We start from the raw sequence: 19,743 nt of genomic DNA on the forward strand, positions 1-19,743 counted from the left end.
CCTGAGGAGGACCCACAGTGGCTAAGGCCAAGTTCGAGCGGACCAAGCCGCACGTCAACATCGGAACCATCGGTCACGTCGACCACGGAAAGACCACGCTCACCGCGGCGATCTCGAAGGTTCTGGCGGACAAGTTCCCGTCCGCGACCAACGTCCAGCGTGACTTCGCGTCGATCGACTCCGCTCCCGAGGAGCGCCAGCGCGGCATCACGATCAACATCTCGCACGTCGAGTACGAGACGCCGAAGCGCCACTACGCGCACGTCGACGCCCCCGGTCACGCCGACTACATCAAGAACATGATCACCGGCGCGGCCCAGATGGACGGCGCGATCCTCGTGGTCGCCGCCACCGACGGCCCGATGGCTCAGACCCGTGAGCACGTCCTCCTCGCCAAGCAGGTCGGCGTCCCCTACCTCCTCGTCGCCCTGAACAAGGCCGACATGGTGGACGACGAGGAGATCCTGGAGCTCGTCGAGCTCGAGGTCCGCGAGCTCCTCTCGTCGCAGGGCTTCCCCGGCGACGACGCTCCCGTCGTGCGCGTCTCCGGCCTCAAGGCCCTCGAGGGCGACGAGACCTGGACCCAGTCGATCCTCGACCTCATGGACGCGGTCGACGAGTCCATCCCGGACCCGGTGCGCGACAAGGACAAGCCGTTCCTGATGCCGATCGAGGACGTCTTCACGATCACCGGTCGTGGAACCGTCGTCACCGGCCGTGCGGAGCGCGGAACCCTCGCTCTAAACTCCGAGGTCGAGATCGTCGGCATCCGCCCGACGCAGAAGACCACGGTCACCGGAATCGAGATGTTCCACAAGCAGCTCGACGAGGCCTGGGCCGGCGAGAACTGCGGTCTGCTCCTCCGCGGCACCAAGCGCGAGGACGTCGAGCGCGGCCAGGTCGTCGTCAAGCCGGGTTCGGTCACGCCGCACACGGACTTCGAGGGCACCGCGTACATCCTGTCCAAGGATGAGGGTGGGCGTCACAACCCGTTCTACGCGAACTACCGTCCGCAGTTCTACTTCCGCACCACCGACGTCACCGGCGTCATCACGCTGCCCGAGGGCACCGAGATGGTCATGCCCGGCGACACCACCGACATGACGGTCGCGCTGATCCAGCCGATCGCCATGGAGGAGGGCCTCGGCTTCGCCATCCGTGAGGGTGGACGCACCGTGGGTGCCGGTACGGTCACCAAGATCGTCAAGTAGGTCCGTCCTACCGATCTCCCGAGAGGGGTCGTCCGCTTCGGCGGGCGGCCCCTCTCGTCGTTCCCGGGACGCCCGGCTAGCGTGGCCGCATGCCCTTCGTGAAGAGCGACCCCCGCGCCCGCCCGCAGTTCTTCGAGTGGGAGGCGGCCGGCCTGGGCTGGCTGCGCGAGGCGGACGGGGGTGCGCGCTGCGTCGGGGTGGAGGCGGTGTCGCCCGGGCGCATCGAACTGGAGGAGATCCGCTCGGTCCGCCCGTCGGCCGAGTCGGCTCGCGCCTTCGGCGCCGCGCTCGCCCGGACGCACGACGCGGGAGCCACCGCCTTCGGAGCACCGCCCCCGGGCTGGACCGGCCCCGCGTACATCGGCCGCCGCGCGATGCCGTGCCGCCCCGACGACTCGTGGGGGCGCTTCTACGCGGAGCAGCGGGTGCGCCCGTTCCTGGGCCCCGCCGTGGAGGCGGGAACCCTCACCGCAGCCGAGTCGCGGGCCGTCGAGCGGGCGCTGGACCGGGTGGCGGCGGGCGCCTTCGACGACGGGGCGGGGCCCGCCAGGATCCACGGGGACCTCTGGACCGGCAACGTGCTCTGGTCGGCGGAGGGCGCCGTCCTGATCGACCCCGCCGCTCACGGCGGCCACCGCGAGACCGACCTGGCGATGCTGTCCCTCTTCGGCGCTCCGCACCTCGGCGCCGTCCTCGAGGGCTACCGCGAGCAGCATCCGCTGGAAGCCGGCTACGAGGAGCGGGTGCCGCTGCACCAGCTGCACCCGCTCGCCGTCCACGCTGCCGGTCACGGTCCCACCTACGGCCGCGCCCTGGTCGACGCCGCGGCGCGGGTGATCGCGCTGGCCGGCTGACCGGCGCGCCCGCACCGTTCCCTCAGCCGGGAGCGCCACACTGAGGCACGCGCCGCCCTGTGCGCGTCGACAAGGAGGCATCATCGTGGATCTCGGGAAGCTCGGACGCCAGGCCGGCGAACTGCTCAACAGCCGGAAGGCCCAGGACGCGCTGCGGAGCGAGAAGGCCGAGCAGGTCTCCGACCAGACCCTCGAGAAGGCCGGCGAGATCGCCAGCCGCCTCACCAACGGCAAGTACGACGACCGCATCGAGGACCTGAAGCGCCAGGCCGACAAGCGGATCGGCAACGAGTAGCGGCTCCCGTCCGACTGCTCCTCCCCGCCGTCAAGCGGGTGCGGCCCTCCGATCCGCCGTCCTATCGTCGGATCGATGGCTGACACTCGCGCGCAACGACTCCGCAGGACCGATTCGAGCGGACGCGGCTACACCCGGGTGCGTGCGGGCTCCGGCTTCAGCTACCGCGACCCGAAGGGCGCGACGGTCGCCGACACGGAGCTGCGCGCGCGCTTCGACCGTCTCGGCATCCCGCCGGCCTGGACGGACGTCTGGATCGCCCCGTACCCCAACGGGCACATCCAGGCCACCGGCGTCGACTCGGCCGGCCGCCGCCAGTACATCTACCATCCGACCTGGCGCGAGCAGAAGGATCGGATCAAGTTCGACCGGGCACTGCGGCTCGCGGAGGCCCTGCCCGGGGCGCGCCGGGCCGTGACCATCGCCCTCCGATCGGACGGGCCCAGCCGCGAGCGGGCGCTGGCGACCGCCTTCCGGATGCTCGACACCGGGTCGCTCCGCGTCGGCAGCGAGAGGTACGCGAAGGAGCACGGCAGCATCGGCCTCTCGACGCTCCTGTGCGCGCACGCCACGACCCACGGGGACCGTGTCGCCCTCGCCTTCCCGGGGAAGAGCCACCAGGCGTGGACGAGCGAGATCCTCGACCACGATCTCTCGCGGGTCGTCCGTGCACTCAAGCGGCGCGGACCGAACGCCCGCCTGCTCGCCTGGAAGGACGGGCGGGAGTGGCGGCCGGTCTCGGCGCCCGAGATCAACGACTACGTGCGCGAGCGCGCGGGGGACGACTTCACGGCGAAGGACTTCCGCACTCTGCACGGCACGGTCGCCGCTGCGCTGAGCCTGGCGAAGTCGGGCCCGCAGGCCACGCAGCGCGCTCGGAACTCCGCGATCGCCCAGGCGATGCGCGACGCCTCCGACGTGCTCGGCAACACGCCCACGGTCGCCCGCGCCAGCTACGTCGACCCGCGACTGCTGGACCACTTCCGCGCCGGCGAGACGATCGACGCGTCGCGCCCCGCCTCGGCCGAGACCGCCGTCCGGGCGCTGCTCTTCGAGTAGCAGGGGAGGCCCTCCTGCCCGCGGCGCGGCCGGGGATCATCGGCTCCGAGGGGCGGTCACGACGCGGTCGTGGAGGAGCCCTCCGGCGCGACACGCCCGGGTTGCAGGGGTGGGGCATCTGTGGGAGACTCTTCTAGTTCAAAATTTCCTCTCGGGCGGCGTGCTGCTCGGAGGGGGACACTGCCAGGCAGTGCCGAGACGGCATCGCGGAGGCTCGACCCGAGAGGGCGGCCACGCGGGTGCGACGTCGAGGCGGCGGGTAGCAGAACGACAACAACCGACATCTCAACGGGTTCTCCGTGCGTCGTGCGTTCTGCACGCCGATCGGAGCGCCCCCGGGATGCGGTGCTTTTGACAGAAGAACACTGGTTGCACTTTTCCGGGTCACCGGAGTTCCTTCGCGAGCGCGTCCAATGCGAGACGAGTCCGGCTCCGGCCGGGGGAGTCGCGTACGACGCAATAACAAGAGAGTGAGAGATCACACATGGCGGGACAGAAGATCCGCATCCGACTGAAGTCGTACGACCACGAGGTCATCGACACGTCGGCGCGCAAGATCGTCGACACGGTCACCCGTGCCGGTGCAACGGTGGTCGGCCCCGTGCCGCTGCCGACGGAGAAGAACGTGGTCTGCGTGATCCGTTCTCCCCACAAGTACAAGGACAGCCGCGAGCACTTCGAGATGCGCACCCACAAGCGCCTCATCGACATCATCGACCCGACGCCCAAGGCCGTCGACTCGCTCATGCGCCTCGACCTGCCGGCCGACGTCAACATCGAGATCAAGCTCTAAGGAGGAGTGCCACCATGTCTGTCACTGTTTCCCCCACGCTGAAGACCAGCAAGGGCCTCCTCGGCACCAAGCTCGGAATGACCCAGGTCTGGGACGAGGACAACAAGCTCGTGCCGGTCACCGTCATCGAGATCAGCCCCAACGTCGTGACCCAGGTCCGCACGGAGGAGAAGGACGGCTACACCGCCGTCCAGCTCGCCGCCGGTGCGATCGACCCGCGCAAGGTGAACAAGCCCGCCGCCGGTCACTTCGACGCCGCGGGCGTCACCCCCCGCCGCCACCTCACCGAGGTCCGCACCTCCGACGCCGCCGACTACTCGGCCGGCCAGGAGCTGACCGTGGACGCCGTCTTCGAGGCCGGCACCAAGGTCGACGTCGTCGGCACCAGCAAGGGCAAGGGCTTCGCCGGTGTCATGAAGCGCCACAACTTCAAGGGCGTCTCGGCTTCGCACGGTTCGCACCGCAACCACCGCAAGCCCGGCTCCATCGGCGCCTCCTCGACCCCCAGCCGTGTCTTCAAGGGCATGCGCATGGCCGGTCGCATGGGTGGCGAGCGCGTCACCGTGCTCAACCTCAAGGTGCACTCCGTCGACGCCGAGAAGGGCCTGCTGCTCGTCAAGGGCGCCGTCCCCGGTGCCCGCGGTCGCCTCGTGTTCGTTCGCAACGCCGTGAAGGGAGCGTAGTTCCATGGCTACCTCTGTCGACATCATCGACGTCAAGGGCCAGAAGGCGGGCTCGGTCGAGCTCCCCGCCGCGCTCTTCGACGTCCAGACCAACATCCCCCTCATCCACCAGGTCGTCGTGGCCCAGCTCGCCGCGGCGCGCCAGGGAACCCACAAGACGAAGAACCGCGGTGAGGTCTCCGGAGCCGGTCGCAAGCCGTTCAAGCAGAAGGGAACCGGTCGCGCTCGTCAGGGCTCGATCCGCGCCCCGCACATGACCGGCGGTGGCGTGGTCCACGGACCGACCCCCCGCAGCTACGCGCAGCGCACCCCCAAGAAGATGATCGCCGCGGCTCTGCTCGGCGCTCTGTCGGACCGCGCACGCGGCGCCCGCATCCACGTGGTCGAGTCCCTCGCCCTCGGCGACACCCCCCGGACCAAGGACGTCCTCGTCCTGCTCGACGCCCTCTCGGTGTCGCGCAACGTCCTCGTGGTGCTCGAGCGCGACGACTACATCGCCGAGCTCTCGCTCCGCAACGTGCCGTTCGTGCACATCCTGCCGGCCGACCAGCTCAACGCGTACGACGTGCTCGTCTCCGACGACATCGTGTTCTCGAAGGGCGCGCTCGACGCGTTCATCGCGGCCAAGTCGGGCGTCGAGTCCAACAAGGAAGAGGTGAACGCATGAGCCAGTCCGCCGCGTTCAACAAGGACCCCCGCGACGTCATCATCTCCCCGGTGGTCTCGGAGAAGTCCTACGGACTGATCGACGAGGGCAAGTACACCTTCGTGGTCGACCCGCGTTCGAACAAGACCGAGATCAAGCTCGCCATCGAGAAGATCTTCGGCGTCGAGGTCGCGTCGATCAACACGCTGAACCGCCAGGGCAAGACCCGCCGCACGAAGTTCGGCACCGGCAAGCGCAAGGACACCAAGCGCGCGATCGTCACGCTGAAGTCCGGCTCCATCGACATCTTCACGAGCGTCGGCTGAGCCGAAGAAGCGTAGAGGAAACAGACAATGGCTATTCGTAAGTACAAGCCCACGACCCCCGGTCGCCGCGGCTCCAGCGTTGCCGACTTCGCCGAGATCACCCGCTCGACGCCCGAGAAGTCGCTCCTGCGCCCGCTGTCCAAGACCGGTGGCCGCAACAACTCCGGCCGCATCACGACGCGTCACATCGGTGGTGGCCACAAGCGCCAGTACCGCCTGATCGACTTCCGTCGCAACGACAAGGACGGCGTCAACGCCAAGGTCGCTCACATCGAGTACGACCCCAACCGCACGGCGCGCATCGCGCTGCTCCACTTCGTGGACGGCACCAAGCGCTACATCCTGGCCCCGAACAAGCTCTCCCAGGGCGACATCGTGGAGTCGGGCGCCGGAGCCGACATCAAGCCCGGCAACAACCTGCCGCTGCGCAACATCCCGACCGGTACGGTCATCCACGCCATCGAGATCAAGCCGGGAGGCGGCGCCAAGCTCGCCCGCTCGGCCGGCACCTCGGTCCGCCTCGTCGCCAAGGACGGCCCCTACGCGCAGCTCCGCCTGCCGTCGGGCGAGATCCGCAACGTCGACGCGCGCTGCCGCGCCACGATCGGCGAGGTCGGCAACGCCGAGCAGTCGAACATCAACTGGGGCAAGGCCGGCCGCATGCGCTGGAAGGGCGTCCGCCCGACCGTCCGCGGTGTCGCGATGAACCCGGTCGACCACCCGCACGGTGGTGGAGAGGGCAAGACCTCCGGTGGCCGCCACCCGGTCAGCCCGTGGGGTCAGTCCGAGGGACGCACCCGTCGCCCCAACAAGGAGAGCGACAAGCTCATCGTTCGCCGCCGCACCGCCGGTAAGAAGCGCAAGTAGGAGTTGTAGAAGATGCCTCGCAGTCTCAAGAAGGGCCCCTTCGTTGACGACCACCTGCTCCGCAAGGTGTTCACGGCCAACGAAGCCGGCAACAAGAACGTCATCAAGACCTGGTCGCGCCGTTCGATGATCATCCCGGCGATGCTGGGTCACACCATCGCGGTCCACGACGGTCGCAAGCACATCCCCGTGTTCGTGACCGAGACCATGGTCGGCCACAAGCTCGGCGAGTTCGCCCCCACTCGGACCTTCCGCGGTCACGAGAAGGACGACAAGAAGGGCCGTCGCCGCTGACGCGGCGACGAGAAGGAGGAGAGAAATGGTGGAGTCGATCGCACGCGTGCGACACATCCGCGTCACCCCCCAGAAGGCTCGCCGTGTCGTGAACCTGATCCGCGGGAAGCAGGCTCAGGAGGCACTGGCCATCCTGAAGTTCGCGCCGCAGGGTGCGTCCGAGCCCGTCTACAAGCTCGTCGCCTCGGCGATGGCCAACGCTCGCGTCAAGGCCGATGCCTCGAACGAGTACCTCGACGACCAGGACCTGATCGTGTCCCGCGCCTTCGTCGATGAGGGAACCACCCTCAAGCGATTCCAGCCCCGTGCTCAGGGTCGTGCCTTCCGCATCAACAAGCGCACCAGCCACATCACCGTCGTGCTGGCCACTCCTGAGGAGGGGACCAAGTAATGGGTCAGAAAGTAAACCCCTACGGTTTCCGTCTGGGAATCACCACCGACCACGTGTCGCGCTGGTTCTCCGACAGCACCAAGAAGGGCCAGCGGTACAGCGACTACCTCGCCGAGGACGTCAAGATCCGCCGACTCCTCGCCACGCAGCTCGACCGTGCGGGCGTCGCCCGCATCGAGATCGAGCGCACCCGTGACCGCGTCCGCGTCGACATCCACACCGCCCGCCCGGGCATCGTGATCGGTCGCCGCGGCGCCGAGGCCGAGCGCATCCGCGCCGACCTCGAGAAGCTCACGGGCAAGCAGATCCAGCTGAACATCCTCGAGGTCAAGAACCCCGAGGCCGAGGCTCAGCTGGTCGCCCAGGGCATCGCCGAGCAGCTCTCCGCCCGCGTGGCCTTCCGCCGCGCGATGCGCAAGGGCCTGCAGGGTGCTCAGCGCGCCGGCGCCAAGGGCGTCCGCATCCAGGTCTCCGGCCGCCTCGGCGGCGCCGAGATGAGCCGCTCGGAGTTCTACCGCGAGGGACGCGTGCCGCTGCACACCCTCCGCGCGAACATCGACTACGGCTTCTACGAGGCGAAGACCACCTTCGGCCGCATCGGCGTGAAGGTCTGGATCTACAAGGGCGACATCACCAACAAGGAGCTCGCCCGCGAGCAGGCGAACAGCAAGTCGTCGCGCCCCGAGCGCAGCGACCGTCCGCGCCGTGCACCCCGCCAGCAGAGCGAGGCGCCCGTCGCAGCAGGAGTTGAGGCATAACCATGTTGATTCCGCGTCGAGTCAAGCACCGCAAGCAGCACCACCCGGGCCGGTCCGGCCAGGCCACCGGTGGCACCAAGGTGTCGTTCGGTGAGTTCGGCATCCAGGCCCTCACCCCCGCCTACGTGACCAACCGTCAGATCGAGTCCGCTCGTATCGCGATGACGCGTCACATCAAGCGCGGCGGAAAGGTGTGGATCAACATCTACCCCGACCGTCCGCTCACCAAGAAGCCCGCCGAGACCCGCATGGGTTCCGGTAAGGGCTCGCCGGAGTGGTGGGTCGCGAACGTCAAGCCGGGTCGCGTCCTCTTCGAGGTCGCCGGCGTCGACGAGCAGCTCGCTCGCGAGGCCATGACCCGTGCCATCCACAAGCTGCCCCTCAAGGCACGCATCATCAAGCGCGAGGAGGGAGACGCGTAATGGCGATCGGATCCAAGGAGCTCGCCCCCGCCGAGCTCGACACCTACGAGGACGAGCGTCTCGTCACCGAGCTGAAGAAGGCCAAGGAGGAGCTGTTCAACCTCCGCTTCCAGTCGGCCACCGGTCAGCTGGACACCAACGGCCGCCTGCGTGCCGTCAAGCGCGACATCGCCCGCATCTACACGGTCATCCGTGAGCGCGAGCTGGGCATCCGCGCCACCCCCGCACCCGTCGAGGCTCCGGCCAAGGCGGAGAAGAAGCCGAAGACCAAGAAGGCCGCCAAGGCCGAGGTCGAGGCGACCGAGTCGAACGAGGAGGCCAAGTAATGGCAACCGTCAATGACAGCGCCGGCCACGAGTCGGCCGCCCACGACGTGAAGGAGGCGGGCGCTCGCGGATACCGCAAGACCCGTCGCGGCTACGTCACCAGCGACAAGATGGACAAGACCATCGTCGTCGAGGTCGAGGACCGGGTGAAGCACCCGCTGTACGGCAAGGTCATCCGCCGTACGTCCAAGGTCAAGGTCCACGACGAGCTGAACTCCGCCGGTATCGGCGACTCCGTCGTCATCAGCGAGACCCGTCCCCTCAGCGCCACCAAGCGCTGGCGCCTGGTCGAGATCCTCGAGAAGGCCAAGTAGGCCGCGGCCTACTTGAGTTAGCAGGAGAGACACATGCTTCAGCAAGAATCCCGAGTCAAGGTCGCCGACAACACCGGCGCCAAGATGCTCCTCACCATCCGCGTCCTCGGAGGCTCCGGCCGCCGCTACGCGGGCCTCGGTGACATCATCGTCGCCACCGTCAAGGACGCGATCCCCGGTGGCAACGTGAAGAAGGGCGACGTGGTCAAGGCCGTCATCGTCCGCACCATCAAGCAGACCCGTCGAGCCGACGGCTCGTACATCAAGTTCGACGAGAACGCCGCCGTCATCCTCAAGAACGACGGGGACCCCCGTGGCACCCGCATCTTCGGACCGGTCGGTCGCGAGCTCCGCGACAAGAAGTTCATGAAGATCGTCTCGCTGGCACCGGAGGTTATCTAGTCATGGCCAAGATCAAGAAGGGTGACCTCGTCCAGGTCATCTCGGGAGCTACCCAGGCCCGCGGCGGAGACCGCGGCAAGCAGGGCAAGGTCCTCGAGGTGCTGGTCGAGCGCAACCGCGTCGTCGTCGAGGGCGTGAACTTCGTCAAGAAGCACGTCCGCGTCGGCCAGACGCAGCGCGGCTCGAAGGAGGGGGGCATCGAGACCGTCGAGGCCTCGATCCACATCTCCAACGTCGCGCTCGTCGACCCGAAGACCAAGAAGCCGACCCGGGTCGGCCACCGCAACGTGGCCGTCACCAAGGACGGCGTGACCAAGACCGTTCGCGTGCGCTACGCGAAGGCGTCGGGTGAGGAACTGTAATGACTGACACCACCGCAGTGGCTGCGAAGGTTCAGCCGCGGCTCAAGGCCAAGTACCAGGCCGACATCATCCCCGCTCTCCAGGAGCAGTTCGGCTTCGGCAACGTCCACCAGGTCCCCGGCCTGGTCAAGGTCGTCGTCAACACCGGTGTCGGTGAGGCTGCCCGCGACGGCAAGATCATCGACGGCGCGGTCAAGGACCTCACCGCCATCACCGGTCAGAAGCCTCAGGTCACCAAGGCCCGCAAGTCCATCGCGCAGTTCAAGCTGCGCGAGGGCCAGGCCATCGGCGCTCACGTCACCCTCCGTGGCGACCGCGCCTGGGAGTTCCTGGACCGCCTGCTCTCGGTGGCGCTGCCCCGCATCCGCGACTTCCGCGGACTGTCGGACCGCCAGTTCGACGGCAACGGCAACTACACCTTCGGCATCACGGAGCAGTCGATCTTCCACGAGATCGACCAGGACCGCATCGACCGCGTCCGCGGCTTCGACGTGACCGTCGTGACCACCGCCAAGACCGACGACGAGGGCCGCGCGCTGCTCAAGCAGCTCGGCTTCCCGTTCAAGTCGGCGGACAACGCGTAAGCAGCAAGCCTCGAGGCCGGGGGACGGTGAGAACCGCCCTCCGGCCTCGTCGTGCGTCCGCCGCCGGACCGGTCCGCCCGGAGCCGGCGGCGGGAGCCATGCGGGATCTCCGGATCCCGTGCACGATCGGCCCTCGACCGCAGGACCTCGGCCATGTAGCATGGCTCGTTGGCCTGCGTTCGCGCGGCCGCATGGGCGTCGACGTCGTCGGCGCCGTCCCACACCACAGGTCGTCACTCTTGTAAAGGGTGCCGAAACCAGGCGAGAAAGGCACCATCAGCCATGACCATGACTGATCCGGTCGCAGATCTGCTGACCAGAATCCGTAACGCGAACTCCGCGCACCACGACTCCATCACCCTCCCGGGCTCGAAGCTCAAGGCGAACATCGCCGAGATCCTCAAGACCGAGGGCTACATCGCCGACTGGAAGGTCGAGGAGGCGCGCGTCGGCACGACGCTCTCCATCTCCCTCAAGTACGGCCCGAACCGCGAGCGCTCGATCGCCGGCATCAAGCGGGTCTCGAAGCCCGGACTCCGCGTGTACGCGAAGTCGGCCGAGATCCCCACCGTGCTCGGCGGCCTCGGCGTCGCCATCCTGTCCACCTCGAGCGGTCTGCTGACCGACCGCCAGGCCGAGAAGAAGGGCGTGGGTGGGGAAGTCCTCGCCTACGTGTGGTAACCCCTCATGTCGCGTATTGGAAGACTCCCCATCGAGATCCCGGCGGGCGTCGACGTCTCCGTCGCCGGATCCGCTGTGACCGTCAAGGGCCCCAAGGGCGAGCTGACCGTCTCGGTCGCCAGCCCCATCCAGGTGTCCGTCGAGAACGGCCAGGTGCTGGTCTCGCGTCCCGATGACGAGCGCGAGTCGCGCTCGCTCCACGGCCTCACCCGCACGCTCATCGCGAACGACATCATCGGTGTCACGCAGGGCTACTCCAAGGGCCTCGAGGTCGTCGGAACCGGTTACCGCGTGCTGGCGAAGGGCTCGGACATCGAGTTCGCGCTCGGCTTCTCGCACCCGGTCGTCGTCACTCCGCCCGCGGGCATCTCGTTCACGGTCGAGGGCAACAACAAGCTCACCGTGCACGGCATCTCGAAGCAGGCCGTCGGTGAGGTGGCCGCCAACATTCGTAAGATCCGCAAGCCCGAGCCCTACAAGGGCAAGGGCGTGCGCTACGCCGGCGAGGTCGTTCGCCGCAAGGCCGGAAAGAGCGGTAAGTGATCATGGGACTCGGAACCAGAGGAAAGAGCAAGTCCGCTGCGCGCGGTCGTCGTCACGACCGTCTGCGCAAGAAGGTCGTCGGATCCGCCGAGCGCCCCCGCCTCGTCGTCAACCGCTCGGCCCGCCACGTCTTCGTGCAGGTCGTCGACGACGCTCAGGGCCGCACCCTCGCGTCGGCGTCGACCCTCGAGGCCGACCTGCGCGTGTTCGACGGCGACAAGACCGCCAAGGCGCGCAAGGTCGGCGAGCTCGTCGCCGAGCGCGCCAAGAACGCCGGTGTCGAGGCGGTCGTCTTCGACCGCGGAGGCAACAAGTACGCCGGTCGCGTCGCCGCGATCGCCGATGGAGCACGAGAGGCAGGGCTCAACCTGTGAGCGCCGCAGAGAACAAGGAACCCGAGGTCGCCGCTGTGTCGGAGGCCCCCGTCGAGACCGCTGCGTCCACGCAGCCGCAGCAGGAGGCTCGTGAGCCCCGCCGCGGCGGCCGCGACCGCAACCAGGGTGGCCGCGACCGCGGTGGCCGTGACGCCGAGAAGAGCCAGTTCCTCGAGCGCGTCGTGACCATCAACCGCGTGTCGAAGGTCGTCAAGGGCGGTCGTCGCTTCAGCTTCACCGCGCTCGTGGTCGTCGGAGACGGCAACGGACTGGTGGGCGTCGGCTACGGCAAGGCCCGCGAGGTCCCGACCGCCATCTCCAAGGGCGTCGAAGAGGCGAAGAAGAACTTCTTCCGCGTCCCCCGCGTCGCCTCGACCATCCCGCACCCCGTCCAGGGTGAGGCCGCCGCCGGTGTGGTGCTCCTGCGCCCCGCCGCCGCGGGTACCGGTGTCATCGCCGGCGGTCCCGTCCGCGCCGTCCTCGAGTGCGCCGGCATCCACGACGTCCTGAGCAAGTCGCTCGGCTCGTCGAACACCATCAACATCGTCCACGCGACCGTCGAGGCTCTGAAGCAGCTCGAGGAGCCGCGCGCCGTCGCCGCCCGTCGTGGTCTCGACTTCGACCAGGTCGCGCCGGCACGTCTCGTCCGTGCCGAGGCCGACGCCCTCGCCGCCGCGTCCAACGCGAAGGCAGGTGCCTGATGGCCCAGCTCAAGGTGACCCAGATCAAGTCGAAGGTCAGCGAGAAGCAGTACCAGCGCGACACGCTGCGCTCGCTCGGCCTCAGGAAGATCGGTCAGAGCGTCGTCCGCGAGGACAACGCCCAGAACCGCGGATACGTGAAGACCGTCGCCCACCTGGTGAAGGTCGAGGAGATTGACTAATGGCTGAGACGAAGAAGGCCGCCGCCGCGGAGTCCACGACTCCCGCGCAGGCGACCACCACGAAGGGCGCGGCGGCGCCGGCGACCAAGGAGCACGTGCTCAAGGTCCACCACCTCCGCCCCGCTGCCGGAGCCAAGAAGGCCAAGACCCGCGTGGGTCGCGGTGAGGGCTCCAAGGGAAAGACCGCCGGTCGCGGCACCAAGGGCACCAAGGCCCGCTACCAGGTGCGCGTCGGCTTCGAGGGTGGGCAGATGCCGCTGCACATGCGCACCCCGAAGCTCCGCGGCTTCAAGAACCCGTTCCGGGTCGAGTACCAGGTCGTGAACCTGTCCGCTCTCGCGGAGCTCTACCCCCAGGGCGGCGACGTCACCATCGGCGACCTGGTCGCCAAGGGTGCTGTCCGCAAGAACGAGAAGGTCAAAGTCCTCGGGGACGGCGACATTGCGGTTAAGCTGAACGTCGCGGTCGACAAGGTCTCCAGCTCTGCCGAGCAGAAGATCGTCGCTGCGGGCGGATCCATCAAGTAGCACCAGCAGCTTGTCGGTCGAGCTTGCCACGCCGACTCCCTCCGGGAGCGCGTGGCAAGCTCGACCTGTATCCCGCACCACAGAATTGAGCAGGAGACCTTAGGTAGTGTTTGGCGCCGTTGCGCGGATCTTCCGCACCCCCGACCTCCGCCGCAAGATCGGCTTCACTCTCGCGATCGTGGCGATCTTCCGGCTGGGATCCTTCATCCCTGCTCCATTCGTCGACTTCAGCGCCGTGCAGGCCTGTCTCGCCGGCAACCAGGGCACCTCGGGTCTCTACGAGCTCGTGAACCTCTTCAGCGGTGGAGCACTGCTCCAGCTGTCGATCTTCGCGCTCGGGATCATGCCCTACATCACGGCGTCGATCATCGTGCAGCTGCTGCGCGTGGTCATCCCTCACTTCGAGACGCTGTACAAGGAAGGGCAGTCCGGTCAGGGCAAGCTCACCCAGTACACGCGGTACCTCACCATCGCGCTCGGCGTCCTCCAGTCGACGACGCTGATCACCGTCGCCCGCTCGGGAGCCCTCTTCGGCAACTCCGGCGTGCCGGAGTGCTCGGCGCTCATCATCACCGACGAGTGGTACTCCATCCTCCTCATGGTCGTCACCATGACCGCGGGCACCGGAATCATCATGTGGATGGGCGAGCTCATCACCGAGCGCGGCATCGGCAACGGCATGTCGCTGCTGATCTTCACCTCGATCGCCGCCCAGTTCCCCACCTCGCTCTGGTCGATCGCGCAGTCGCGCGGCTTCGAGACCTTCCTCCTCGTCCTCGGCGTGGGCCTCGTGCTCGTGGTCGCCGTGGTCTTCGTGGAGCAGTCCCAGCGGCGGATCCCCGTGCAGTACGCCAAGCGGATGGTCGGCCGCCGCACCTACGGCGGCAACAACACCTACATCCCGATCAAGGTCAACATGGCCGGCGTCGTGCCCGTCATCTTCGCCTCGTCGCTCCTGTACCTGCCCGCGCTCATCGCGCAGTTCAACCAGCCCGCCGCGGGCCAGGAGGCACCGGTCTGGGTCACCTGGATCACGAACTACCTCACCAAGGGCGATCACCCGCTCTACATGGCGCTGTACTTCCTCCTGATCGTGGGCTTCACCTACTTCTACGTCGCGATCACCTTCAACCCGGACGAGGTCGCCGACAACATGAAGCGCTACGGCGGCTTCATCCCCGGCATCCGCGCCGGCCGCCCGACCGCCGAGTACCTCAACTACGTGCTCACCCGCGTGACGCTCCCCGGATCGGTCTACCTCGGCCTCATCGCGCTCGTGCCCCTCGTGGCCCTCGCGCTGGTCGGGGCGAACCAGAACTTCCCCTTCGGCGGCACGTCCATCCTGATCATCGTCGGAGTCGGCCTGGAGACGGTGAAGCAGATCGACTCCCAGCTGCAGCAGCGCCACTACGAAGGACTCCTCCGATGACGTCGCACCCGATCGGCTTCCGTCTCCTGCTGATCGGCCCTCCCGGCGCAGGCAAGGGGACCCAGGCCGCTCGACTGAGCGACATCCTCCGGGTGCCCGCCATCTCGACCGGGGACATCTTCCGCGCGAACGTCGCCAACGAGACCGAGCTCGGCCTCCAGGCGAAGGCCTACCTCGACGCCGGCCGCTACGTGCCGGACGAGCTGACCAACGCGATCGTGCACGACCGCCTCCAGGAGGCGGACGCGTCGACCGGGTTCCTGCTGGACGGCTACCCGCGCACCACGGAGCAGGTCGACGAGCTCGACCGCATCCTCGCCGCGGACGACAACCGGCTCGACGCGGTCGTCCAGCTGACGGCCGATCCCGACGAGGTCGTCGGCCGCCTGCTCAAGCGCTCGCTCGAGCAGGGGCGCAGCGACGACACCGAGGACGTCATCCGGCGCCGACTCGCGCTCTACGAGGAGCAGACCGCGCCGCTCATCGACGTGTACGCGGCCCGCGGGCTCGTGGTCGTGGTCGACGGACTCGGGCCGGTCGACGAGGTGACCGAGCGGATCGTCGTCGCCCTCGAGGGCCACCGGGTGGGCCGCCTCGACACCCCGGCCGCCTGAGCCGTGGCGTTCCGCTCCTCGCTCTACAAGACGCCCGCCCAGCTGCGGTCGATGCTCGCTCCGGGCCTCGCGACGGCCGCGTCGCTCGACGCGGTCCGCGCGGCGATCCGACCGGGGGTCACCACGCTCGAGCTCGACGCGATCGCCGAGGCGGCGATCGTCGAGCTCGGCGGCCACTCGAACTTCCAGCTCGTCCCGGGCTACCGGCACACGATCTGCTCCTCGGTCAACGACGAGGTCGTCCACGGAATCCCTGGCGGGCGCGTGCTCGAGCCGGGCGACCTGGTCTCCATCGACAGCGGCGCCGAGATCGACGGCTGGAACGGCGACTCCGCGATGACGGTCGTCCTGCCCGATCCCTCCCGCCCCGAGGAGGTCGCGGCGCGCGCCGAGCTCTCGCGGGTGACCGAGGGATCCCTCTGGCGGGGGATCGCCGCCCTCGCCTCCGCCCGCCATCTCAACGAGGTCGGCGCGGCGATCGAGGAGTACATCGAGGACGAGGCCGAGCGCTCGGGCCGCGTCTACGGCATCCTGACCGACTACATCGGCCACGGCATCGGGCGCACCATGCACGAGGCTCCGCCGGTCTTCAACTACCGGGTGCGCCAGCGCGGCCCCGAGGTGAAGCCGGGGCTCGTCGTCGCGATCGAGCCGATGGTCACCGCGGGCAGTGCCGAGACGTTCGTCCGCGAGGACGAGTGGACGGTCGCGACCGAGGACAGCAGCATGGCCGCCCACTGGGAGCACTCCGTCGCCGTGCACCACGACGGCATCTGGGTCACCACGCTCGCCGACGGCGGCGCGGCCGGCCTCGCCCCCTACGGGATCGTGCCGACGCCCTTCGCCTGAGGCGTGCGGCGCCTGCTTCTGCCGGGTGCGCGGCCTCCGCGCGGTCTCGTGCCCACCGGATCGGCGCCGACGCGCGTCCGGCGGTGATGATGCGACCCAGTGAGGGTCGCCGGCGCGTGACACGGTCTTCCGCGGCGAGGGCGGTCCACCGGACCGCCCGGCTGCCGCCTCGGAGGAGCCGGTGCGGGTGATCGACAGTCAGCTGTCGATCACCCGCACCAGCTCCTCGATGAAGCCGCCGAAGTCCGTCGAGCGCCGGATGAGGCGCTGCACCTCCGCCCGGTCGGCGAACACCTCGACGAACTGGTCGAACACCGACTGGAAGGTGCTGCGGCCGGCCGAGGCGAACGCGATCATCGCGATCACGTTCACCCGCTGCTCGCCCCACTCCATCGCCGTGTCGTTCACGACGATCGCTATGGAGGTGCGGCGGGCGCTCATCGCCATCGCGTGCGGGACCGCGAGGTTGTCGGTGAAGGCCGTGGAGCTCATCCGCTCGCGCTCGATGGCGCCGTCGACGTAGTCCTCGTCGATGATGCCGCCGGCGATCATCCGCTCGCCCAGCATCCGGATCATCGCCGCCTCGTCGCGCGCGTGCACGTTGCGGAAGAACAGCTCCTCGTCGAAGAACTGGAGCAGCTCGTCCTTGATCTGCGCGCGGCGGCGGTGCCGGCGGACGCGGGCGATCGCCCGGCGCACCGTCTCGACGTCGTGGTCGGTGAGGAACGGCTGCACGACCACGACGTCGTCGGACGCGGGACGCTCGTCGATCGTGGTGATCACGAGGTCGGCGGTGAGCCGGTCCCAGTCGACGTCGCTCCGCGTGATCAGCGAGCGCACCTCCACCTCGGTTCCGAGCGAGCGCTCGACGCGCAGACGCAGCATGTGCGCGAGGTCGTAGTAGTTGGGGCAGACGATCACGCAGGACAGCCGCTCCTCCCGCCGCGACACCCGCTCGAGGAACGAGCCGACGTGGAGGGCGATGTAGGCGATCTCGTCCTCGTTGACCACGATGCCCCTCCGGCGCTGCAGCCCGCTCGCCAGGAACACCGCGATCTCGTACGTCATCGGGTAGCTGGTCTTGATCGAGCGCGTCAGCGGATTGCGGGAGTAGCCGCCCTCGGAGGCCCGGGCGATCAGGTTCCGCACGTGCAGGGCGAGGCGGACGATGAAGCCCTCGTCGTCGAGGTCGACCAGGTACTCGCGGTTCACATCGGCGACGAGATCGCGGACGACGGCGAGGTCCTCCGGGTCGAGGTAGTTCTCGACCACGGTGGCGACCGGCTCGTTCTGCCCGGGCGTCGCCACCCGCGTCGTCATCAGGATCGCGAGCTGGGCGAGCTCGGCGTCGGTCAGGCGCGTCGCGAAGTGCCGCTCGACCAGCTCCGCCAGCAGGGCGGCGAGCTCGCCGTGGATCGCGGGGGAGGGGCGGGAGCCGGAGGAGTCCCCGATGCCGCGGGCGACCCGGTCGACGGCGATCGCGATGTGGAGGAGGACGCTGTTCACGCCGTAGTCGTTGATGTAGTAGCCGCGGGTCTCGAGCTCGACCAGCAGCTCGGTCTTGAACGCGCCGAGCCCGGGGGAGGCGAACTCGCGCTGGACGTCGTCGAGGGTGAAGACCCCCTGCGCGCTCTCGTCGCGGAACATGCGGGAGATCAGGCGGCGGCGGGCCTCCTCGCTGCCCTCGAGGCGCACCGACGGGCCGCGGCGGACCAGTCCGAGGCCGGCCTCGTCGGCGAGGGACTTCACCCGGCGCAGGTCGGCGTCGACCGTCGACTCACTCACCGACAGCGCCTCGGCGAGGGCGAAGACGTCCAGGCCCTCGTCGGAGTCGACCAGACGGCGGACGATGCTGTACAGCCGGTCGCGCGGGGTGTCGGGCTCGACGTCGCGGCTGCGCTGCGCCTCCAGGTACGCCGCGTACGCCTCGCGCGCGAGCCGGTAGCCGTTCGCGGAGGACTCGACCGGCTCCAGCGGGGCCGCCTGCGCCTTCACCGCGGTGACGTAGCTCCGGACGCTGCGGGTGGTGACGCCGAGCCTGTCGGCGAGCTCGTGCGCCGTCACCCAGCCGTCGGCGCGGGAGAGGTACTCCAGCAGTCGTTCGCGGTTGTCAGGCATCAGGCTCCAGGCGTGCGGTCGGGGCGGGCGCCGGGAGCGCCACGACCGTGCCGCGGGCCCGCAGGACGCGGGCGACGAGTCGTACGTTCCGCCAGTCAATCACCCCGGCGACGCGCCCGGGAGTCCCCGCGCCGCGGGCGGAAGGGGCCGTCTTCCGCCCCCGCGGAAGATTGTCTGCTGGAGGGTGCCGCCCCTCCGAGGGGATGCTTGGATGAATCACGACCCGGACGCGAGGAGGCGAACGAGGTGCGGAAGATCCTGATCGTCTGCGGTGCAGGCGCGTCGAGCACGTTCCTGGCCCACCGGCTGCGAGCGGGCGCGAAGGAGCGCGGCATGGATGCCGTGTTCCGCTCCGAGACCCTCACCGGTCTCGACCACTCCCTCCCCGAGGCCGACGTCCTCCTCGTGGGGCCGCACCTCGAGTCGCAGTTCGACGGACTCCGCCACCGTGCGGAGCTCGTGGGAGCCGCGGCCGCCCTCCTCCCGCCCGATGTCTTCGGAGCGCACGGTGCCGATGCCGTGCTCGAGACCCTTCCCGTCCTCTTCGCCGCTCGCGCGGTCGTCGCGGGCGCGGACGGGGACTCCTCCACCCGCCCGGTCCGTCCGGGCGAGCCCGACTCCGGGCACCACTGATGCAGTCGCGACTGCAGGATCAAGGAGAAACGTTCATGGTCGAGCGCACCGTGCAGGTTGCATCGTCGAAGGGCCTCCACGCCCGCCCCGCCTCGCTGTTCAGCCAGGCCGCGGCGAAGTCGGGTCAGAAGGTCCTCGTCGCCAAGGGCGACGCGACCCCGGTCAACGCCGCGTCGATCCTCGGGATCATCTCGCTCGGCATCGAGCACGGCGACGAGCTCACCGTCACCGTCGAGGGCGACAACGAGCAGGCCGTGCTCGAGGAGCTCGCGACCTTCCTCACCACCGACCACGATGCGTGACGCGTAGCGTCACGAACGGCGGCCAGCCCCGGCGCACACGGCGCCGGTAGCCGCGGCAGCCCATGGAGCGTGACGGCGACCCTCACTGGGTCGCACGAGGCGCCTGCGAGACCCGCTCCCGCTCTCTCCAGGCCCCTCGCCCCCGCCCCCCGGCCGCCTGGAGCCTGATGCCTGACAACCGCGAACGACTGCTGGAGTACCTC

30 protein-coding genes are annotated in these 19,743 nt (G+C 68.9%); 29 read left to right on the top strand and 1 reads right to left on the bottom strand.

Annotated features, from left to right (window positions below; all coding sequences use genetic code 11):
- Positions 1–17: 17 nt before the first annotated feature.
- The 27 genes from tuf to map all read left to right on the top strand — a co-directional run bounded on the left by tuf (position 18) and on the right by map (position 16,487).
- A complete protein-coding gene (gene tuf / locus C5C24_RS05515) occupies positions 18–1,211 on the top strand; it encodes an elongation factor Tu (protein ID WP_104277013.1) in 1,194 nt (397 codons plus the stop codon).
- Positions 1,212–1,300: 89 nt separating this feature from the next.
- Positions 1,301–2,065, top strand: a complete 765-nt coding sequence (locus C5C24_RS05520) for a fructosamine kinase family protein (protein ID WP_104304492.1) — start codon at positions 1,301–1,303, stop codon at positions 2,063–2,065.
- A gap of 85 nt (positions 2,066–2,150) precedes the next feature.
- Positions 2,151–2,360 carry an antitoxin gene (locus tag C5C24_RS05525; protein ID WP_159939075.1) on the top strand — a complete coding sequence of 70 codons (210 nt, stop codon included), beginning with the start codon at positions 2,151–2,153 and terminating at the stop codon, positions 2,358–2,360.
- Positions 2,361–2,435: 75 nt separating this feature from the next.
- Positions 2,436–3,419, top strand: coding sequence for a DNA topoisomerase IB (locus C5C24_RS05530; RefSeq protein ID WP_104304493.1), 984 nt, complete (start codon positions 2,436–2,438; stop codon positions 3,417–3,419).
- Between the two features lie 484 nt (positions 3,420–3,903).
- Complete coding sequence (gene rpsJ / locus C5C24_RS05535; RefSeq protein ID WP_005050520.1) at positions 3,904–4,212, top strand: 30S ribosomal protein S10; 309 nt, start codon at positions 3,904–3,906, stop codon at positions 4,210–4,212.
- Positions 4,213–4,226: 14 nt separating this feature from the next.
- Complete coding sequence (gene rplC, locus C5C24_RS05540; RefSeq protein WP_104277017.1) at positions 4,227–4,895, top strand: 50S ribosomal protein L3; 669 nt, start codon at positions 4,227–4,229, stop codon at positions 4,893–4,895.
- A gap of 4 nt (positions 4,896–4,899) precedes the next feature.
- A complete protein-coding gene (gene rplD / locus C5C24_RS05545) occupies positions 4,900–5,562 on the top strand; it encodes a 50S ribosomal protein L4 (protein ID WP_104224565.1) in 663 nt (220 codons plus the stop codon).
- Positions 5,559–5,867: a 50S ribosomal protein L23 gene (gene rplW, locus C5C24_RS05550; RefSeq protein WP_068209445.1), complete on the top strand. Its 309-nt coding sequence runs from the start codon at positions 5,559–5,561 to the stop codon at positions 5,865–5,867. Before rplD ends, rplW begins: the two co-directional genes overlap by 4 nt.
- A gap of 27 nt (positions 5,868–5,894) precedes the next feature.
- Complete coding sequence (gene rplB, locus C5C24_RS05555) at positions 5,895–6,734, top strand: 50S ribosomal protein L2 (protein ID WP_055787074.1); 840 nt, start codon at positions 5,895–5,897, stop codon at positions 6,732–6,734.
- Between the two features lie 12 nt (positions 6,735–6,746).
- Positions 6,747–7,028: a 30S ribosomal protein S19 gene (gene rpsS / locus C5C24_RS05560; RefSeq protein ID WP_055787078.1), complete on the top strand. Its 282-nt coding sequence runs from the start codon at positions 6,747–6,749 to the stop codon at positions 7,026–7,028.
- Between the two features lie 25 nt (positions 7,029–7,053).
- Positions 7,054–7,419, top strand: a complete 366-nt coding sequence (rplV, locus tag C5C24_RS05565; RefSeq protein WP_077221988.1) for a 50S ribosomal protein L22 — start codon at positions 7,054–7,056, stop codon at positions 7,417–7,419.
- Positions 7,419–8,177 (top strand): 30S ribosomal protein S3, encoded by a 759-nt coding sequence (gene rpsC / locus C5C24_RS05570; protein ID WP_068209439.1) that lies wholly within the window; start codon positions 7,419–7,421, stop codon positions 8,175–8,177. Before rplV ends, rpsC begins: the two co-directional genes overlap by 1 nt.
- 2 nt (positions 8,178–8,179) lie before the next feature.
- Complete coding sequence (rplP, locus tag C5C24_RS05575; protein ID WP_068209436.1) at positions 8,180–8,599, top strand: 50S ribosomal protein L16; 420 nt, start codon at positions 8,180–8,182, stop codon at positions 8,597–8,599.
- On the top strand, positions 8,599–8,925 hold the full coding sequence (gene rpmC / locus C5C24_RS05580) for a 50S ribosomal protein L29 (RefSeq protein ID WP_104224564.1): 327 nt from the start codon (positions 8,599–8,601) through the stop codon (positions 8,923–8,925). Before rplP ends, rpmC begins: the two co-directional genes overlap by 1 nt.
- On the top strand, positions 8,925–9,239 hold the full coding sequence (rpsQ, locus tag C5C24_RS05585) for a 30S ribosomal protein S17 (protein WP_104224563.1): 315 nt from the start codon (positions 8,925–8,927) through the stop codon (positions 9,237–9,239). The genes rpmC and rpsQ overlap by 1 nt, the downstream gene beginning before the upstream one ends.
- Before the next feature lie 33 nt (positions 9,240–9,272).
- The gene (gene rplN / locus C5C24_RS05590) at positions 9,273–9,641 is read left to right on the top strand and encodes a 50S ribosomal protein L14 (protein ID WP_104224562.1); all 369 of its coding nucleotides are present in this window, start codon (positions 9,273–9,275) and stop codon (positions 9,639–9,641) included.
- Positions 9,642–9,643: 2 nt separating this feature from the next.
- On the top strand, positions 9,644–10,003 hold the full coding sequence (gene rplX, locus C5C24_RS05595; RefSeq protein ID WP_104224561.1) for a 50S ribosomal protein L24: 360 nt from the start codon (positions 9,644–9,646) through the stop codon (positions 10,001–10,003).
- Positions 10,003–10,587 carry a 50S ribosomal protein L5 gene (rplE, locus tag C5C24_RS05600; RefSeq protein ID WP_104277018.1) on the top strand — a complete coding sequence of 195 codons (585 nt, stop codon included), beginning with the start codon at positions 10,003–10,005 and terminating at the stop codon, positions 10,585–10,587. The genes rplX and rplE overlap by 1 nt, the downstream gene beginning before the upstream one ends.
- A gap of 282 nt (positions 10,588–10,869) precedes the next feature.
- Positions 10,870–11,268 carry a 30S ribosomal protein S8 gene (gene rpsH / locus C5C24_RS05605; RefSeq protein ID WP_068209423.1) on the top strand — a complete coding sequence of 133 codons (399 nt, stop codon included), beginning with the start codon at positions 10,870–10,872 and terminating at the stop codon, positions 11,266–11,268.
- A 6-nt stretch (positions 11,269–11,274) separates the two neighbouring features.
- Positions 11,275–11,811 (top strand): 50S ribosomal protein L6, encoded by a 537-nt coding sequence (rplF, locus tag C5C24_RS05610; RefSeq protein WP_104224560.1) that lies wholly within the window; start codon positions 11,275–11,277, stop codon positions 11,809–11,811.
- A 2-nt stretch (positions 11,812–11,813) separates the two neighbouring features.
- Positions 11,814–12,185, top strand: coding sequence for a 50S ribosomal protein L18 (rplR, locus tag C5C24_RS05615; RefSeq protein ID WP_056037296.1), 372 nt, complete (start codon positions 11,814–11,816; stop codon positions 12,183–12,185).
- Complete coding sequence (gene rpsE / locus C5C24_RS05620) at positions 12,182–12,886, top strand: 30S ribosomal protein S5 (protein WP_104224559.1); 705 nt, start codon at positions 12,182–12,184, stop codon at positions 12,884–12,886. The genes rplR and rpsE overlap by 4 nt, the downstream gene beginning before the upstream one ends.
- Complete coding sequence (gene rpmD / locus C5C24_RS05625; protein WP_181024623.1) at positions 12,886–13,068, top strand: 50S ribosomal protein L30; 183 nt, start codon at positions 12,886–12,888, stop codon at positions 13,066–13,068. The genes rpsE and rpmD overlap by 1 nt, the downstream gene beginning before the upstream one ends.
- Positions 13,068–13,595 (top strand): 50S ribosomal protein L15, encoded by a 528-nt coding sequence (gene rplO, locus C5C24_RS05630; protein ID WP_104226755.1) that lies wholly within the window; start codon positions 13,068–13,070, stop codon positions 13,593–13,595. The genes rpmD and rplO overlap by 1 nt, the downstream gene beginning before the upstream one ends.
- 106 nt (positions 13,596–13,701) lie before the next feature.
- A complete protein-coding gene (gene secY, locus C5C24_RS05635; RefSeq protein WP_104277019.1) occupies positions 13,702–15,024 on the top strand; it encodes a preprotein translocase subunit SecY in 1,323 nt (440 codons plus the stop codon).
- Positions 15,021–15,638: an adenylate kinase gene (locus C5C24_RS05640; RefSeq protein WP_181110094.1), complete on the top strand. Its 618-nt coding sequence runs from the start codon at positions 15,021–15,023 to the stop codon at positions 15,636–15,638. The genes secY and C5C24_RS05640 overlap by 4 nt, the downstream gene beginning before the upstream one ends.
- Before the next feature lie 3 nt (positions 15,639–15,641).
- Positions 15,642–16,487, top strand: coding sequence for a type I methionyl aminopeptidase (gene map / locus C5C24_RS05645; RefSeq protein ID WP_104277020.1), 846 nt, complete (start codon positions 15,642–15,644; stop codon positions 16,485–16,487).
- Positions 16,488–16,685: 198 nt separating this feature from the next.
- Here map and C5C24_RS05650 read toward each other — a convergent pair whose 3' ends face one another.
- Entirely contained in the window at positions 16,686–18,605 is a 1,920-nt protein-coding gene (locus C5C24_RS05650; protein ID WP_104304494.1) for a BglG family transcription antiterminator, read from the bottom strand.
- Positions 18,606–18,812: 207 nt separating this feature from the next.
- On the opposite strand from C5C24_RS05650, the gene C5C24_RS05655 reads away from it, so the two are divergent.
- Both C5C24_RS05655 and C5C24_RS05660 read left to right on the top strand, forming a co-directional pair.
- Positions 18,813–19,238, top strand: coding sequence for a PTS sugar transporter subunit IIB (locus C5C24_RS05655; RefSeq protein ID WP_181065531.1), 426 nt, complete (start codon positions 18,813–18,815; stop codon positions 19,236–19,238).
- A 35-nt stretch (positions 19,239–19,273) separates the two neighbouring features.
- Positions 19,274–19,540: an HPr family phosphocarrier protein gene (locus C5C24_RS05660; protein ID WP_104277022.1), complete on the top strand. Its 267-nt coding sequence runs from the start codon at positions 19,274–19,276 to the stop codon at positions 19,538–19,540.
- The last annotated feature ends 203 nt before the right edge of the window (positions 19,541–19,743 follow it).

This window comes from Rathayibacter sp. AY2B3 (assembly GCF_002931755.1).
Lineage (GTDB): Bacteria > Actinomycetota > Actinomycetes > Actinomycetales > Microbacteriaceae > Rathayibacter.

What these genes read in the sequence shown, in the direction of transcription:
- rplD (WP_104224565.1), top strand. Translation starts at nt 4,900, where the DNA reads ATGGCTACCTCTGTCGACATCATCGACGTCAAGGGCCAGAAGGCGGGC.
- rplW (WP_068209445.1), top strand. Translation starts at nt 5,559, where the DNA reads ATGAGCCAGTCCGCCGCGTTCAACAAGGACCCCCGCGACGTCATCATC.
- rpsJ (WP_005050520.1), top strand. Translation starts at nt 3,904, where the DNA reads ATGGCGGGACAGAAGATCCGCATCCGACTGAAGTCGTACGACCACGAG.
- rplR (WP_056037296.1), top strand. Translation starts at nt 11,814, where the DNA reads ATGGGACTCGGAACCAGAGGAAAGAGCAAGTCCGCTGCGCGCGGTCGT.
- rplC (WP_104277017.1), top strand. Translation starts at nt 4,227, where the DNA reads ATGTCTGTCACTGTTTCCCCCACGCTGAAGACCAGCAAGGGCCTCCTC.
- rpsH (WP_068209423.1), top strand. Translation starts at nt 10,870, where the DNA reads ATGACCATGACTGATCCGGTCGCAGATCTGCTGACCAGAATCCGTAAC.
- C5C24_RS05640 (WP_181110094.1), top strand. Translation starts at nt 15,021, where the DNA reads ATGACGTCGCACCCGATCGGCTTCCGTCTCCTGCTGATCGGCCCTCCC.
- rplV (WP_077221988.1), top strand. Translation starts at nt 7,054, where the DNA reads ATGGTGGAGTCGATCGCACGCGTGCGACACATCCGCGTCACCCCCCAG.
- C5C24_RS05660 (WP_104277022.1), top strand. Translation starts at nt 19,274, where the DNA reads ATGGTCGAGCGCACCGTGCAGGTTGCATCGTCGAAGGGCCTCCACGCC.
- rplB (WP_055787074.1), top strand. Translation starts at nt 5,895, where the DNA reads ATGGCTATTCGTAAGTACAAGCCCACGACCCCCGGTCGCCGCGGCTCC.
- rpsQ (WP_104224563.1), top strand. Translation starts at nt 8,925, where the DNA reads ATGGCAACCGTCAATGACAGCGCCGGCCACGAGTCGGCCGCCCACGAC.
- rplE (WP_104277018.1), top strand. Translation starts at nt 10,003, where the DNA reads ATGACTGACACCACCGCAGTGGCTGCGAAGGTTCAGCCGCGGCTCAAG.
- rpmD (WP_181024623.1), top strand. Translation starts at nt 12,886, where the DNA reads ATGGCCCAGCTCAAGGTGACCCAGATCAAGTCGAAGGTCAGCGAGAAG.
- rpsC (WP_068209439.1), top strand. Translation starts at nt 7,419, where the DNA reads ATGGGTCAGAAAGTAAACCCCTACGGTTTCCGTCTGGGAATCACCACC.
- C5C24_RS05520 (WP_104304492.1), top strand. Translation starts at nt 1,301, where the DNA reads ATGCCCTTCGTGAAGAGCGACCCCCGCGCCCGCCCGCAGTTCTTCGAG.
- rplN (WP_104224562.1), top strand. Translation starts at nt 9,273, where the DNA reads ATGCTTCAGCAAGAATCCCGAGTCAAGGTCGCCGACAACACCGGCGCC.
- rplF (WP_104224560.1), top strand. Translation starts at nt 11,275, where the DNA reads ATGTCGCGTATTGGAAGACTCCCCATCGAGATCCCGGCGGGCGTCGAC.
- rpmC (WP_104224564.1), top strand. Translation starts at nt 8,599, where the DNA reads ATGGCGATCGGATCCAAGGAGCTCGCCCCCGCCGAGCTCGACACCTAC.
- rplX (WP_104224561.1), top strand. Translation starts at nt 9,644, where the DNA reads ATGGCCAAGATCAAGAAGGGTGACCTCGTCCAGGTCATCTCGGGAGCT.
- C5C24_RS05530 (WP_104304493.1), top strand. Translation starts at nt 2,436, where the DNA reads ATGGCTGACACTCGCGCGCAACGACTCCGCAGGACCGATTCGAGCGGA.
- C5C24_RS05650 (WP_104304494.1), bottom strand. Translation starts at nt 18,605, where the DNA reads ATGCCTGACAACCGCGAACGACTGCTGGAGTACCTCTCCCGCGCCGAC.
- rplP (WP_068209436.1), top strand. Translation starts at nt 8,180, where the DNA reads ATGTTGATTCCGCGTCGAGTCAAGCACCGCAAGCAGCACCACCCGGGC.
- rpsS (WP_055787078.1), top strand. Translation starts at nt 6,747, where the DNA reads ATGCCTCGCAGTCTCAAGAAGGGCCCCTTCGTTGACGACCACCTGCTC.
- rplO (WP_104226755.1), top strand. Translation starts at nt 13,068, where the DNA reads ATGGCTGAGACGAAGAAGGCCGCCGCCGCGGAGTCCACGACTCCCGCG.